The organism is Adhaeribacter soli, from assembly GCF_008727925.1.
Lineage (GTDB): Bacteria > Bacteroidota > Bacteroidia > Cytophagales > Hymenobacteraceae > Adhaeribacter_A > Adhaeribacter_A soli.
The window spans coordinates 473,615-486,596 of record NZ_VTWT01000002.1 but is presented as its reverse complement, the minus strand read 5'-3'; the positions used below and the strand labels follow the sequence as shown (position 1 = coordinate 486,596).

Here is a 12,982-nt window from a genome sequence, read left to right as displayed (position 1 = left end):
GCGTTTTATTTTTTCTTCTGTTCCTCCTGCATTTTCGCTTTCATAATGGCTTCCAGTTTATTGAAACGATCGTCCCACAATTCGCGGAAAGGCTCCAGAAAATCGGCTACTGCTTTCATTTTCTTAGCGTTCAGGTGGTAGTAAATTTCACGGCCGTTTTGTTCCTGTTTCAGCAATTCGCATTCGGTAAGAATTTGCAGGTGTTTGGAAACGGTAGGTCTGGCGGTGTCAAAATTGGCGGCGATGGCGCCGGCTGTCATGGCTTGGGAAGCTACCAGCAGCAAAATGGCCCTTCTGGTCGGGTCGGCGATGGCCTGGAAAACGTCGCGTCTTAAATTCATTGTGTAGTTATTTGACTACAAATATATGTGTAGTTATTTGGCTACGCAATTAGTTGGCTAAAAATTTTAAAACCTTAATCAGTTTAGGGAAGAGTGGAACGTTATTTCCTTAAATTTGAAAAGCTAACCCGCCTGTCTATGGATACCGAAACCCTGAACCGCTTCGACCGCATTGTGGCCATTCTGATTCACCTGCAATCGGGCAGGGTGGTGAAGGCGCAGGAACTCGCCGACCGTTTTGAAGTCAGTTTGCGGACCATTTACCGCGATATCCGGTCGTTGGAAGCTTCCGGGGTGCCGGTTACCGGAGAAGCGGGCGTGGGGTATTCGTTGCTGGATGGGTACCGCTTGCCGCCGGTCATGTTTACACCCGAAGAAGCCAGTAGCTTTGTGGCCGCCGAAAAACTGATGCAGAAATTCAGCGACCGCAGTCTGGGCGCCAGTTTCGAATCGGCCATGTTTAAGGTGAAATCGGTGCTGCGGGCCAATACCAAAGACCAGATCGCCACCCTTGAAACGCAGGTTTGGGTAAACAATTCGGCCAAGGTTTTTAATGAAAATACGCCCGATGCGCTGAGCATTATTATGAGCAGTATTGCCGAAAAAAAGCAGGTGGCGCTGGAATACCGAACCGGGTATGCTGAAGAAACGTCGCACCGTATTATTGAGCCGGTGGGTTTGTTCAACGAAAATAACCGCTGGTACATCATGGCCTATTGCCACCTGCGCCAGAGTTACCGCCAGTTCCGCACCGACCGCATGGTAGGCTTAAAACGCACCGATCAACCCTTCACCCGGCAGCACGAAAACGTAGAAGCTTACCGGAAACAAACAGAAATTCCCGCCGGCGAAACCGAAGTGGTGCTAAGAGTAACCAAAGAAGCGGCGCGGTACCTGGAATCGGGAAGGAAATACTACGGCTTTGTTTCGGAAATAATTCGGACCGACCACGTGGAAATGACCTTTAAAACCAGCAGCTGCACCGAAGGTCTGGCGCGTTGGTACCTAATGTTCGGCGATTGCGCGGAGATCGTTTCGCCGGAAAGCTTCCGCGAAACGGTAGGGGAACTGCTGGAAAAAGCTGCGGCCAACCTGAAGAAGTCAACCGAAGAGGTTTACGCTGTCCTTTAACTTCTTTGGAAGAAAGTTTGCTATAAAGGACTCTCCCCTTGAGGGGAGTTGGAGGGGTGTTTACTCCTGCAGAATTTATCGAAAAACGTGCTAACACCCCTATAATCCCCTCAAGGGGATAGTCATTAGCCAGAATGAAACGTCCCTGCTTCAAAGGGGGAATCTTTGCCAAGGAAATTAATCTTCCAGTTCAGCGCAGAAAAACCCGGCCCGGTTCAGCTCTGCAATTACCACCGAAGCCCGCAAGGTAAAAGCTTCGACCCGGAGAATGCGGTCGCAATCTTCCAAGTCGAAGTTCCACTTTTCGCGGGCATGCATCAGCTTATCCAATACGGGTTTTAGTCGGCCGGCCTGTTGCTCCGTAACCACCGACGTTTTAAATACCAGTACTGTTTTCATAAAGCCAGCATTAACCTGCGTAGAAAAAAGGCGGCTCAATGTTTAACGCGCGTAAATACACGTAGGCCTGTGCGCGGTGATGGAGTTCGTTATCGATATAATAAAGAATGGTGGACCAAACCGTACCTTCGTATTGCCCGAATGCTACGATCTTTTCGTTAAAACGCTCTGCCGGAACCTGCGCCCAAAGCCGGGTAATTTCTTCCGTTGATTCATCCCATAAACGCAGGATATTTTCTTTGGAGTTGGCTTCTTTAATGGCCTCGTTTAGTTTTTCGCCGGTTTCCATCGCGATTTCCCGCATACCTGGTGCCCCGATGGCTAAAAGTTCCTGTACCATCGCTGCGAACGTCCGCATGCCGCCGATGGAGAATTCGAACAGTTCTTTTTCCGGGAAAGCGGCAATTACCTTGCGGGTAACGCTGCGGTGGCCCAGCCAGTGCGCCAGCATATTAGCAGGGGAAATAAAAGAAGCGGTAGTTGGGGTTTTTTCTAAGGTGTTTTCCATAATTTTTTATTGGTTTTTGAAGTATGGAACAAAACTACCACCGACGAATGACAACGGCTTGTCAGCAGGGTTTGGGGAATTTTGGAAAGGGGTAAAATGAAAAATGGTTAAACTGCTGGGGAAGCGGTTTAACCATTTTTACAATTGCAGGATTCAATATTATTAAAAAGGCAATTCTTCGTTTTGAGTAGTAGTGACAATTTCATTCAATTTATCGAGGAGTACTTTACTTGGATCAAGAAGTTCATTTGCAAAATTCTCCACTAAACACATCTCTTTGGGATTTCCATGACTTGTTACCTCAGAGACAAGAAGTAATTTTTTCATTTCAAGTCTTTTTATTACGCTATGGTAATTGTTTGATAAAATGTTTTCAAAGCAATTGATATCTTCCCAAGTTTTAATTCTTTCAATTTCACCTGATTCTTGCCAACCAGTTCCAAGATTAAATCTATCTGTATCTATAATATATCTCGCTAGAAAAGCCTCTTCCTTTTTTAGTTTCCCCTCAAATAAGTCCGAATAAAATCTTGATTTCCCATCAGTTGTAATATTATCAATAGGGCTTTTTAAAATGTCTAGTGCTCGCCCTTCAAACTTTCCTATCAGTGCATTTTCTACGGTAGATATAGATTCTATTGTTCTGAAATTTGATGAATCCGTTCTATCTGTGTGGAATGGCTTAATAGATTCAATAAGCTGTTTCACCTTTTGATTTATTAAGACATTGTTGTTTGTTATTGAGAATTTAGGTTTTAATGCTTCTATAAATAAAAGCATTCGGTTTTCGTTATTTATATAAAAGCCCATCTCTCTTGGGTCAAGAGCTCCATTCTGAAACTCATAGCAATTCAAGTCGAAGTCTGGAGTAAAAATCATTGCATGATTATTCTCAACTATCCAAGCAGCGCCCATTTCATTTAAACAGGCAACGCTTTTATAATAATCAGGTGATAATAAATATATTACAAATGGTTTTTCACTGATTCTGCTTTTTAGCCAATCAAATATATTTTTGCCGGTTTGGATTCCATGTGCATCATTACTTGTAAATATAATGTCATCGCTATTTACGCCAGTTGATATCAAAAGGTCAACAAGTGTATTTCCGTAATCTTTATTTTTCGACGAATGTGAAATGAAAATTTTCATAGTTTAATAGATGGTTTGTTTCTCCTTAAATGGAGGTCTGCAATATCAGAGTGCTAGGTGCTAATTCAAATATAATTTTATTTTAGTAACAACTAATAGTTAACAAGAGGATATTTTTGGTTCTAAATAGAAGAAAAGCTTAACTACAACAATATGGATATAGAAATTTCGGTTATCTTCATATGATGAAAAACATCATTCTACTTATTGTAATTTCTTTGCTAATTCTTTCTTGTAATGAAAGAAGGAAAGATTCTGATCTGGCTTTGATTGGTGAGTTTTGCAGTAAATTACTTTGGGATTTAGATGGAACAACTGCCAGTATAGAAAATGCGGTAGTTAAAGGAGGAAATCGAAAAACAGATGTTCCGGTTTTGAATGATGCTAAACTGATGAAAGGATGGAGAAATAATTATCTAAAGGAAGGAAATAAAGAGGCTTTATTGGTCTACTCAGATTCAATTATCAAACATCTTTCTATTCTTGAAAATAAGCAGGTTTTAAACGATCTTATCAAAGCCAAAAACGATTTTACTTCAAACAGTGATTCCTTGTTCCATCTAAAGCTTTTTTTCTGGACATTGAAAGCAGAAACAGTTTTGCAAGCCAATAACGCAAGTAAGGTTGGAGCAGATGAATTTCGATGTTATTTGGGTGGACTTTTACCTTCAGAAATTAGCTCTCATCAAATCTCTCTTGGTGATTCTATTTATTTAACTTTTAAATTATCTGATTATGCCTTTTCAGATGTGAAATTCAATCTTGATAGCTTATATATTGAAAACCAGGATCTAAAAACCAGAATAAGATTGAAACCTGTGAAAGTTGGACCAAATATTATTCTTCATACAATACCTAAACAAAGAGGGAACTATCTAATCCACGGGAAAATACATACGAATCTTCCAAAGGAATTTCGTCAGTTTGTAATGATTAGTAAAGAATGTAAAGTTATTTAAATTCATATTCCAATTTTCCCATTGGTTTTCTCGGCTACGCTCAGAATGCCCAAAGAACCCCCAAAAATCCCTATCTTCGCACACCAATATGGAAACCAAAGCCTCTCAATTAGACCAACTGCGGAGCGTCGAAGCCAAAGTTTCGAAGCTGATAGCCCGTTACCAGGGTTTGCAGCGCGAGCTGGCCAATGCCCAGGCCGAAATAAAACGGCTCCAAACCGCGTTAGGAGAGAAGGAACAGGAAATAAAAAATTTTCAAAATCAGGAAAATATTGGTAAAATTGTGAATACAATAGCAGCCGATGCTGCGAATGCCACAGAATTAAAGCTGAAAATAAACGAATATATCCGCGAAATAGATAAGTGCATTGCTTATTTAAGAGACTAAGCGGTTGTGCGTTACTTGTGTTTCCCGGTTGGGTTTTGCCCGGATAAGCGGCAAATATGCTAGCGTTTTAGCCCCCAAAAGTGCCGGAAAGCTGTAAAAACAAACGAAAGGTTTATACATTTTAACACCCGTACCAAACAACATTAACCGGAAAAAGAACAAAGAGCAAAGGAAATGAATGAGTTATCTATTAAAATTAAAATAGCTGACCGCGATTATCCGATGCGCGTTTCGCCGGAAGAAGAAGAACGATTGCGCGTTGCCGGAAAATTCCTCAACGAACGGCTCAAACTGTTCCGCGACCAGTTCGGCATTACCGATAAACAGGACCTGCTGGCCATGGTGGCCCTGGAAACTGCCGCCGACCGCCTGAAAACGGTGCAGGCTGTAACGCAATCCGATACCACTTTTTCCGACAAGCTCACCCGGTTAAACGACACGCTGAACGCTCTTAATTTAGACGAAAAAGCGGAACAGTAATAAAGCATTGCCCAGCCCATTCTGAACGGTTTTTGCCCCGTGCTGCTATAATTTATACACCCTTAAATTATAGTTATGACCATTGTCTATATCATCATCGCCTTAGTCGTCGGGCTTGTTGCCGGCGTACTGATTGGCCGTTCACTGCTGCAAAAGGTCTTTGCCAAGCAGGAAGAAGATGCCCGCGAAAAAGCCAAACTCATCCTGCGCGAAGCCGAGATCAACGCCGAGAACATCAAGAAAGAGCGCATGCTCGAAAGCAAAGAGAAATTTTTGCGCCTGAAAGCGGAATTTGAAGAAGATTCCAACAAGAAGAAAAACCTCATCATTCAGAACGAACAAAAAGTAAAGCAGCGCGAACAAGCCGTAGCCAAGCAGATCGAGGACCACAAGAAGAAAGAAAAAGAAGTAGAAACCCTCCGCGAAACCTTAAACACCCAGCTCGAAGGCCTGAAAAAGCGCCAGGAACAGGTAGAAAAAGAACACCAGTCCATCGTTAGCCAGCTCGAGAAAATTGCCGGTTTAACCGCTTCCGAAGCTCGTGAGCAAATGGTGGAAGCCCTCAAAAACGAAGCGCAAATTCAGGCTTCTTCTTACATTAAAGACACCGTTGCCAACGCCAAATTAACGGCCGCCAAAGACGCTAAAAAAGTTGTTTTAGAAACCATTCAGCGCACCGCCTCCGAGCACGCCATCGAGAACTGCGTTTCCATTTTCAACATCGAATCCGACGACGTAAAAGGTAAAATTATTGGTCGCGAAGGCCGTAATATCCGTGCTTTAGAAGCTGCCACCGGCGTAGAAATTATTGTAGACGATACCCCGGAAGCCATCATTATTTCCGGCTTCGATCCGGTTCGCCGCGAAATTGCTCGTTTAGCATTACACCGTTTAGTTGCTGACGGTCGTATTCACCCGGCCCGCATCGAGGAAGTAGTTGCTAAAACGAAGAAATCCATTGAAGAGGAAATTGTGGAAATTGGCGAGCGTACCGTTATCGATCTGGGCATTCACGGCCTGCATCCGGAACTGATCAAAATGGTTGGCCGTATGCGTTTCCGTTCTTCTTACGGCCAGAACTTACTGCAGCACTCCCGCGAAGTAGCCAACCTTTGCGCCACAATGGCCGCCGAACTTGGCCTGAACGTGAAACACGCCAAACGCGCCGGCTTACTCCACGATATTGGTAAAGTAACCACCGAAGAACCGGAACTGCCGCACGCCATCATCGGTATGGAGCTGGCCAAAAAATACAAAGAACATCCGGACGTAGTAAACGCCATTGGTGCTCACCACGACGAAATTGAAATGACCGCAATGGTTTCGCCGTTGGTTCAGGCCTGCGATGCGATCTCCGGTTCCCGCCCGGGCGCCCGCCGCGAAATCATGGAGTCGTACATCAAGCGTCTGAAAGAACTGGAAGAAACTGCCTTAAGCTTCGAAGGTGTGAACCAGTGCTACGCCATCCAGGCCGGCCGCGAGCTCCGCGTAATGGTAGATGCCGACAACGTAACCGACGAACGCGCCACTCAGCTTTCTTTCGACATCTCCCAGAAGATCGAGAAAGAAATGCAGTACCCGGGCCAGATCAAGATCACCGTTATCCGCGAAATGCGTTCGGTGGCGTACGCGAAGTAAACTCGACTTTTCGATTGTTCGAAGTTCGAATGTTCGATTTTTGGAAAACCCGCAAGCCAAAGCTTGCGGGTTTTTTGTTTGTTAAGGGTAGCGTTTTAAAGTCTACCTATTGCTCTTCCGGATCTGTGATCCGGAAGCAAGTAACCGCGGATTTGTAATCCGCCTTGCACAGGTGTTAATTTGAAAATGAAATTTCAAAAATTGGTAGGCTTTTTCTGCGAAAAAGTCGGATTTGTAAATCCGAAGCTATAAACTTCCGGATTACAAATCCGGAAGAGCTTAGGAGCTTAGCCTGGAAGAGCGTAGTGGTAAACTCAGAAATGCTACCATTTAGCCTGAAAAACTACCGGTTATATTTCCCCATTAATTCTGCCTTCGCCAGTTTCACCGGTTCTATGGCCTTCAGAAGTTCTTCCTTCGAGGTATTTTCCGGTAAGTTCAGTTTCTGGCTCAGGGCATACAGTCTGAAATAATAGCGGTGCGTACCGTTGGGTGGGCAGGGGCCGCCGTAGCCCATTTGGCCGAAATCGTTTTTTCCTTCCGTGCCCAGTTTTTCACCTTCCATAATGGTATGGATCGGCGGCATGTCCCAGATGAGCCAGTGCGTAAAAGTGCCGTGTGGGGCGTCAGGGTCTTCCAGGATTAGGGCCAGGCTTTCGGTGCCCTCCGGAATATCGCCGATCTGCAGCAGCGGACTCACATTTTCACCATCGCAGGTATATTTTTCGGGAATGTGCTGGCCCTCCGTGAAGGCTGGGCTGGATAGCATTAAATAAGGTTCTTGAATATCGTTCATAGTTTTCAGGTTTAGAGTTAAGCGGTGTATAGCAGGTTACGTTATACGGCAGACAAAAAGTTTTTCTTTCCGAAGTTCAGTTCCTTTACTAAAAATTAGCGAGCGGTAAACGCACGGGCGGTTAGCCCTGATCCCTGATTCTTAAGCCTGGGTTTACGTTCCAGAGGAGGTTTGAAAATTTTTCAGGAACGGAATTGTACTTAAGAAGGCTAAAGGCCGAAGTTTCTCTGAATCTGTAAGTGAATGCAACTTTCGGTATGGTTTTTTCCGTTAGGAGACTTCTCCGGCAGCCGGGTTCAGGAAGCAAGAATCAGGAGCCGGAAATCGTTGGATATTTATAGCGCTGGTTGCCATGAGCAAAACTATTTTCTACCTGAAAGTTATTTTCCCGAATATTATTTTTCTGAGCGTTTACCTGCTCTTTTTCCTGAACCGGGAAATGTTTTCCAATGCGGCCAATTCCTATACCTGGATCGGGTACAGTTTTTCGGTATTTGTGCTGGTAGCTATTAGCCTGTACCTGAACCGGGCACACCGCATTAAGATCCGTTTCGAAGACAAGGAAGCCTGCCTGGAGAAACTTCGGCGCATGTTTTACAAAAACGGCTATAGTCTGAAAGGCGGCCGCGCAAACCGTTTGTTTTTCAACAAAGCCCTGGTGCAAAGCAGTTTTTTCACCCCGGCCGTTACCGTTTACATCCGCAAAGATCACCTGGTAGTAGAAGGCCCGAAAGTAAAAGTAGACGACATCGCCGAATGGTTCGACGAAGAGGATTACTCCGAAGCCATTCCGTTTGACCTGGAGTTTGAGCAGCGCTTAGCCAGTTGAGGTTTCGATTGTTCGAGGTTCGAATTTTCGACTTTTAACTGGTAGGTTTTAGACCTTGAAAGTACAAGATAGCCTTTGACTTTATAGTTAAGGGCTTTTTATTTTACAGAATTCTGGCGCAAGTGTTAAGCGTTAGCGTCACTTGGGCCTGATAGACAAAAGCCAGTCTCCAGACTGGCATGTTAGAAAAACTAAAATCACATATTCAAAAAAGCCCTCCCTGTTTTTAGCTGTTAGGTGGGGTACGGAAGTCAGGAGACTTCCGCTTGTTCTTTAAGCCCAAGTGACGCTTCGCTTAACACTTGCGCCAGAAAAATGCCAGCAAAACGATTCTCAGCATTATTTCATTGCAGTCTGCTTTAGCTGACGGTGCACGGCAAAACAAAAAGCCCCGCCGTTTTCACAGCAGGGCTTTCTTATTTTTAAGCTAACACGATTAAGCGTTAACCGCTTCGCCTTTCAGGGCTTTCACCATCGTTTCGCCGATCTCAGCCGGAGACTCAACTACGAAGATACCATTCTCACGCATGATGCGCATTTTAGCTTCTGCAGTATCGTCCGCGCCACCGATGATCGCACCGGCGTGGCCCATCCGACGGCCTTTAGGGGCAGTCTGGCCGGCGATGAAACCTACTACCGGTTTTTTGTTGCCGGTAGATTTGATGTATTCAGAAGCAACCGCCTCGTAGTTACCGCCAATCTCACCGATCATTACGATCGCGTCGGTTTCCGGGTCGTTCATCAATAACTCAACTGCATTTTTAGTTGGCGTTCCGATGATCGGGTCGCCACCGATACCGATAGCCGTAGAAATGCCTAAACCGGCTTTCACGATCTGGTCAGCAGCTTCGTAGGTTAACGTTCCGGATTTAGAAACGATACCGATACGGCCTGGCTTGAAAACGAAGCCCGGCATGATGCCTACTTTCGCTTCGCCTGGGGTAATTACACCCGGGCAGTTTGGTCCGATCAGGGTAGTTTTTTTATCTTTCAGATACGCTTTTACCGCGATCATGTCTTTTACCGGAATACCTTCGGTAATGCAGATGATCACGCTGATACCGGCTTCAGCCGCTTCCAGGATAGCATCGGCTGCAAAAGCAGGTGGTACGAAAATAATGGAAGTATTAGCGCCGGCTTTCTGAACAGCTTCAGCCACCGTGTTAAATACCGGACGATCCAGGTGCATGCTGCCGCCTTTGCCCGGCGTAACGCCGCCAACCACGTTGGTGCCGTATTCGATCATTTGCTGCGCGTGGAAAGAACCTTCCGAGCCGGTAAAGCCCTGCACAATTACTTTGGAATTCTTATTTACTAATACGCTCATTGGTATTTCGTTAAGTGGTTTTAATGCAAATTTAAACGCTTCTGCAAAAATAGGCTTTTTTCCGGCCGGTGCAAAACTGCACCCGTTTTTAGTTTTTCCGGCTGGTAGATCAGCGTTTTTACAGGTTTTCAGATTCTGCTGGCTGTAAGCCTGATCTGAATCTTTTAAACAAAACCGGCTGCCTTTAAAAAGCAGCCGGTTTGTAAATGGTAGGGTTTTCTGAAGGAAAACTACTGAATTACCAGGCGTTGCGTCTGCCGTCCAATTTCGGTTTCCAGTTGTACCACATAAACGCCTTTTGGCAGGTTGTTCAGCGGCATCTGGAAATGGATCTGGTCGTTAGCCGGCAGGGTTACTTTGTGAAGGGTCTGGCCTAACAGGTTTACCAGGCTTACGGTTGAAACCGTTTTCTTTTTGTAAGCAGCAGCTACCATTACGTAGTTCCTGGCCGGGTTCGGGTAAAGGCTGAAAGCTTGCAGACCGGCCTTTGCCTCTTTTATTCCGGTCGGGTTCGCTACCCTGGTAATGGCATAATTGGTCATAACCGGTGCGTTGTAGTCGAAGTAAATGGCTGCTCTGGATCTGATTTCATCGCCCAACACCAGGTTGTTTTTGGGCTGAATCCGGTAGCGGATAAAACCATGGCTGGCCGGTTCGTTGCGGTTACTGTCGGGCAGCAGGATATTGTCGAAACGCCATTCGCCCATGCCATTTTCCAGTAAGCGGAAGGTGTAAGGGTGGCTGGCAGATAGTAACTCGAAGGTTGGCATTTGTAATTTATCGCTGATAGAGTCTATTACTACTACAGTAAAAGCGGTATCGGTACCTGTATTCTGGAAACGGATGGTATAGTCTAAGAGGCGGCCGCCGGCCACCTGAGCTGGAGTCAGAGTCTGGTTGTTTACCTGTTTATCGTTTGGATCGTAAGAACCGGTTACCGGAAAGTTGAGCGTGTCCCGGTTGTCCTGAACAAACAGATCGCCGGTAAAAGGTTTAATAGTTGCCAGGGTCTGCAGGTTTGCCCCTAAAACGGCAGTAGTGGCCACGTTCATTGTAATATCGATCTCCCGTTTCTCATAAGGCTGAAGATTCTGATAAAACCATTTCAGGTTTCCGGCTTGTTGTACGGCCGGCACTACGGTTGATGAAGCAAAGGAAAGTGCTGCAGCGTTAAAATTTAAGGAAATACTGTCCGACTGCGGGGTGGTACCGATATTCCGGAAGGTTAACCGGTACTTCAGCGTAAATCCCGGACGGGCAGGAGTGAGGTTGGTTACCGTAACGCTAACGTCCTGCCGGTTCGGGATTGGCTGCAGCGCAAAATCCTTTCCTGTCTGAGTCTGGTTTAAGCCGCTAAAGGTTACAGATTGGCTGGCTGGCGCCAGGGTATGATGGCGGGGCGTATTCGGTACATTTAAGCTGAAAGTTCCGGCAGGTAAATAGAATCTGTAATCGCCATTATTACTCGTTGCATATTGGATTGCCGGAGCAGGCGAAGTTTCCAGAATTAAATTGGGGAAAGGCAGCTCGTTGCTGTCTTTTGTTCCGTTCCCGTTGGCATCCACGAACACGGTTCCGCTTACCTGGTTTATATCGCTCGACAGCTTGGCCAGATAACCGGTTTGTACGGAAGTTGAATTCAGCACATGGGTATTGAAGTTAATGGCACCTCTATGAAATAAGCCCGCAATATAAAGGTTGCCGTTGGCGTCGCCGGTTAAACCGGAATTACTGTTAAAGTTGGTGCCGTTTACCACGTTTGTCCAGTTATGGGTTCCGGCTGTATCTAAGTTTACAGCAAAGGAATTGAAAGTAGTTGCCGGCACGCTTGGTATCGGGTTCGTATTATTAAAGGAAGCAGCCCCTGTATAGGCACCCGAAACCGTTATTCGGTTATTGTTTTCGTTGTAAAAGATAGCAGGTCCCTCCGCCGTGTAGCTTCCGGTAGCCAGCCAATTTTTCCAGGTCCAGTTACCGGTCTGAGTTAACTTAGCTATGAAAACAGGCCGGTTATTTGCCATAGTTCCATTGCTTATTGTATAGGCCCCTATCATGTTAGAAAATATGATTGGGCTTCCACCACTACCGCTAATATAGGCATGCCCGGCATTATCGGTGGCAATATCGAACCTGATGTTTAACCTGTTAATACCACTCACAAATGCCTCCCAAGCCATCGTGCCGCTCCCATTCAGTTTACTTACCCTTAGACCTGCGCTATCTGTCGAAACGGCGAAATAAAGGTGGCTACTACCTGTTGCTTTAGCTTTTACATCCGACACATACAAGTTAGGATATGGCACTTTTGCCCATTGTAACAAACCGTTTGAATCGTATTTTGCCAGAAATGCATAACTGTTAGGTGAAGAGAAAGTATTGCTTCCAAAGCTGATGTTGCCTCCAAAAATGCCCGACAAATAAACATTGCCATTGGCATCGGCAGAAACGGAGATGCCCCGCGGCTGGGTAGTAGTAGTAATCGCTGAACTTTGGGCCCAAAGGAGCGTTCCGGCAGCATTGTACTTGGCAACAAATACGCCCTGACTATTGGGCGTTGTACCTTTAAACAGTAAGCTCCCGATGTAGAGCGAATCCTGGAAAGTACCCGCTAAAATTATATTGTTGTTCTGATCTACGGTTACATGGTGCTGAAAATAACTATTGCTGATAATATGTTTCGCCCAAAGTGGATTACCTCCTAAATCGTACGCGGCCAGATAGGCATTTAAAGTATCGGGACTGGTGAGCGTTTGGCTTCCAAAAGTTATAGACCGATGAAATTGTCCGGTAGCGGCAATAAAATTGTTGCCGGCTGCCAGTACAGGTCCATTTGTAATGGCGGATTGCGCTTTGGCCCACTGAAAATATTGGGCAGAGGCGCTCAGGCAGTTCAATAGTATAAGCCAACATAAAAGATAAAGTTTTTTCATGGTTGCGATGTTAGGTCAGGAATAAATCAGGTGTTATATTATGAAAACAAAGCTTATAATCAAAACGCTGCTTCCCTGAAATTTTATTTTTTCCTTGTTCCGGT

13 protein-coding genes are annotated in these 12,982 nt (G+C 45.3%); 6 read left to right on the top strand and 7 right to left on the bottom strand.

What is annotated here, in order from left to right:
- Nucleotides 1–5 precede the first annotated feature (5 nt).
- Nucleotides 6–341, bottom strand: a complete 336-nt coding sequence (locus F0P94_RS05465; RefSeq protein WP_150902806.1) for an ArsR/SmtB family transcription factor — start codon at nucleotides 339–341, stop codon at nucleotides 6–8.
- A gap of 138 nt (nucleotides 342–479) precedes the next feature.
- On the opposite strand from F0P94_RS05465, the gene F0P94_RS05460 reads away from it, so the two are divergent.
- Nucleotides 480–1,472: a helix-turn-helix transcriptional regulator gene (locus F0P94_RS05460; protein WP_150902805.1), complete on the top strand. Its 993-nt coding sequence runs from the start codon at nucleotides 480–482 to the stop codon at nucleotides 1,470–1,472.
- A 177-nt stretch (nucleotides 1,473–1,649) separates the two neighbouring features.
- Here the strand turns inward: F0P94_RS05460 and F0P94_RS05455 are convergent, their stop codons facing one another.
- From F0P94_RS05455 to F0P94_RS05445, 3 genes are all read right to left on the bottom strand, one after another.
- Nucleotides 1,650–1,871 (bottom strand): hypothetical protein, encoded by a 222-nt coding sequence (locus F0P94_RS05455; protein WP_150902804.1) that lies wholly within the window; start codon nucleotides 1,869–1,871, stop codon nucleotides 1,650–1,652.
- A gap of 10 nt (nucleotides 1,872–1,881) precedes the next feature.
- The gene (locus tag F0P94_RS05450; protein WP_150902803.1) at nucleotides 1,882–2,379 is read right to left on the bottom strand and encodes a DinB family protein; all 498 of its coding nucleotides are present in this window, start codon (nucleotides 2,377–2,379) and stop codon (nucleotides 1,882–1,884) included.
- Nucleotides 2,380–2,541: 162 nt separating this feature from the next.
- Complete coding sequence (locus F0P94_RS05445; protein WP_150902802.1) at nucleotides 2,542–3,531, bottom strand: toll/interleukin-1 receptor domain-containing protein; 990 nt, start codon at nucleotides 3,529–3,531, stop codon at nucleotides 2,542–2,544.
- Between the two features lie 185 nt (nucleotides 3,532–3,716).
- Here F0P94_RS05445 and F0P94_RS05440 point away from each other — a divergent pair, with 185 nt between their 5' ends.
- The 4 genes from F0P94_RS05440 to rny all read left to right on the top strand — a co-directional run bounded on the left by F0P94_RS05440 (nucleotide 3,717) and on the right by rny (nucleotide 6,996).
- Nucleotides 3,717–4,490: a hypothetical protein gene (locus tag F0P94_RS05440; protein WP_191906929.1), complete on the top strand. Its 774-nt coding sequence runs from the start codon at nucleotides 3,717–3,719 to the stop codon at nucleotides 4,488–4,490.
- Between the two features lie 88 nt (nucleotides 4,491–4,578).
- Complete coding sequence (locus F0P94_RS05435) at nucleotides 4,579–4,878, top strand: hypothetical protein (protein ID WP_150902800.1); 300 nt, start codon at nucleotides 4,579–4,581, stop codon at nucleotides 4,876–4,878.
- Between the two features lie 174 nt (nucleotides 4,879–5,052).
- Entirely contained in the window at nucleotides 5,053–5,358 is a 306-nt protein-coding gene (locus F0P94_RS05430; RefSeq protein WP_150902799.1) for a cell division protein ZapA, read from the top strand.
- Nucleotides 5,359–5,433: 75 nt separating this feature from the next.
- Nucleotides 5,434–6,996: a ribonuclease Y gene (gene rny / locus F0P94_RS05425; RefSeq protein WP_150902798.1), complete on the top strand. Its 1,563-nt coding sequence runs from the start codon at nucleotides 5,434–5,436 to the stop codon at nucleotides 6,994–6,996.
- A gap of 343 nt (nucleotides 6,997–7,339) precedes the next feature.
- Here rny and F0P94_RS05420 read toward each other — a convergent pair whose 3' ends face one another.
- Nucleotides 7,340–7,792 (bottom strand): YbhB/YbcL family Raf kinase inhibitor-like protein, encoded by a 453-nt coding sequence (locus F0P94_RS05420; protein WP_150902797.1) that lies wholly within the window; start codon nucleotides 7,790–7,792, stop codon nucleotides 7,340–7,342.
- 352 nt (nucleotides 7,793–8,144) lie between these two features.
- Here F0P94_RS05420 and F0P94_RS05415 point away from each other — a divergent pair, with 352 nt between their 5' ends.
- A complete protein-coding gene (locus F0P94_RS05415; protein WP_150902796.1) occupies nucleotides 8,145–8,621 on the top strand; it encodes a hypothetical protein in 477 nt (158 codons plus the stop codon).
- Nucleotides 8,622–9,057: 436 nt separating this feature from the next.
- Here F0P94_RS05415 and sucD read toward each other — a convergent pair whose 3' ends face one another.
- Both sucD and F0P94_RS05405 read right to left on the bottom strand, forming a co-directional pair.
- A complete protein-coding gene (sucD, locus tag F0P94_RS05410; RefSeq protein WP_150902795.1) occupies nucleotides 9,058–9,948 on the bottom strand; it encodes a succinate--CoA ligase subunit alpha in 891 nt (296 codons plus the stop codon).
- Between the two features lie 230 nt (nucleotides 9,949–10,178).
- A complete protein-coding gene (locus tag F0P94_RS05405; protein WP_150902794.1) occupies nucleotides 10,179–12,878 on the bottom strand; it encodes a DUF7619 domain-containing protein in 2,700 nt (899 codons plus the stop codon).
- Nucleotides 12,879–12,982: the final 104 nt, after the last annotated feature.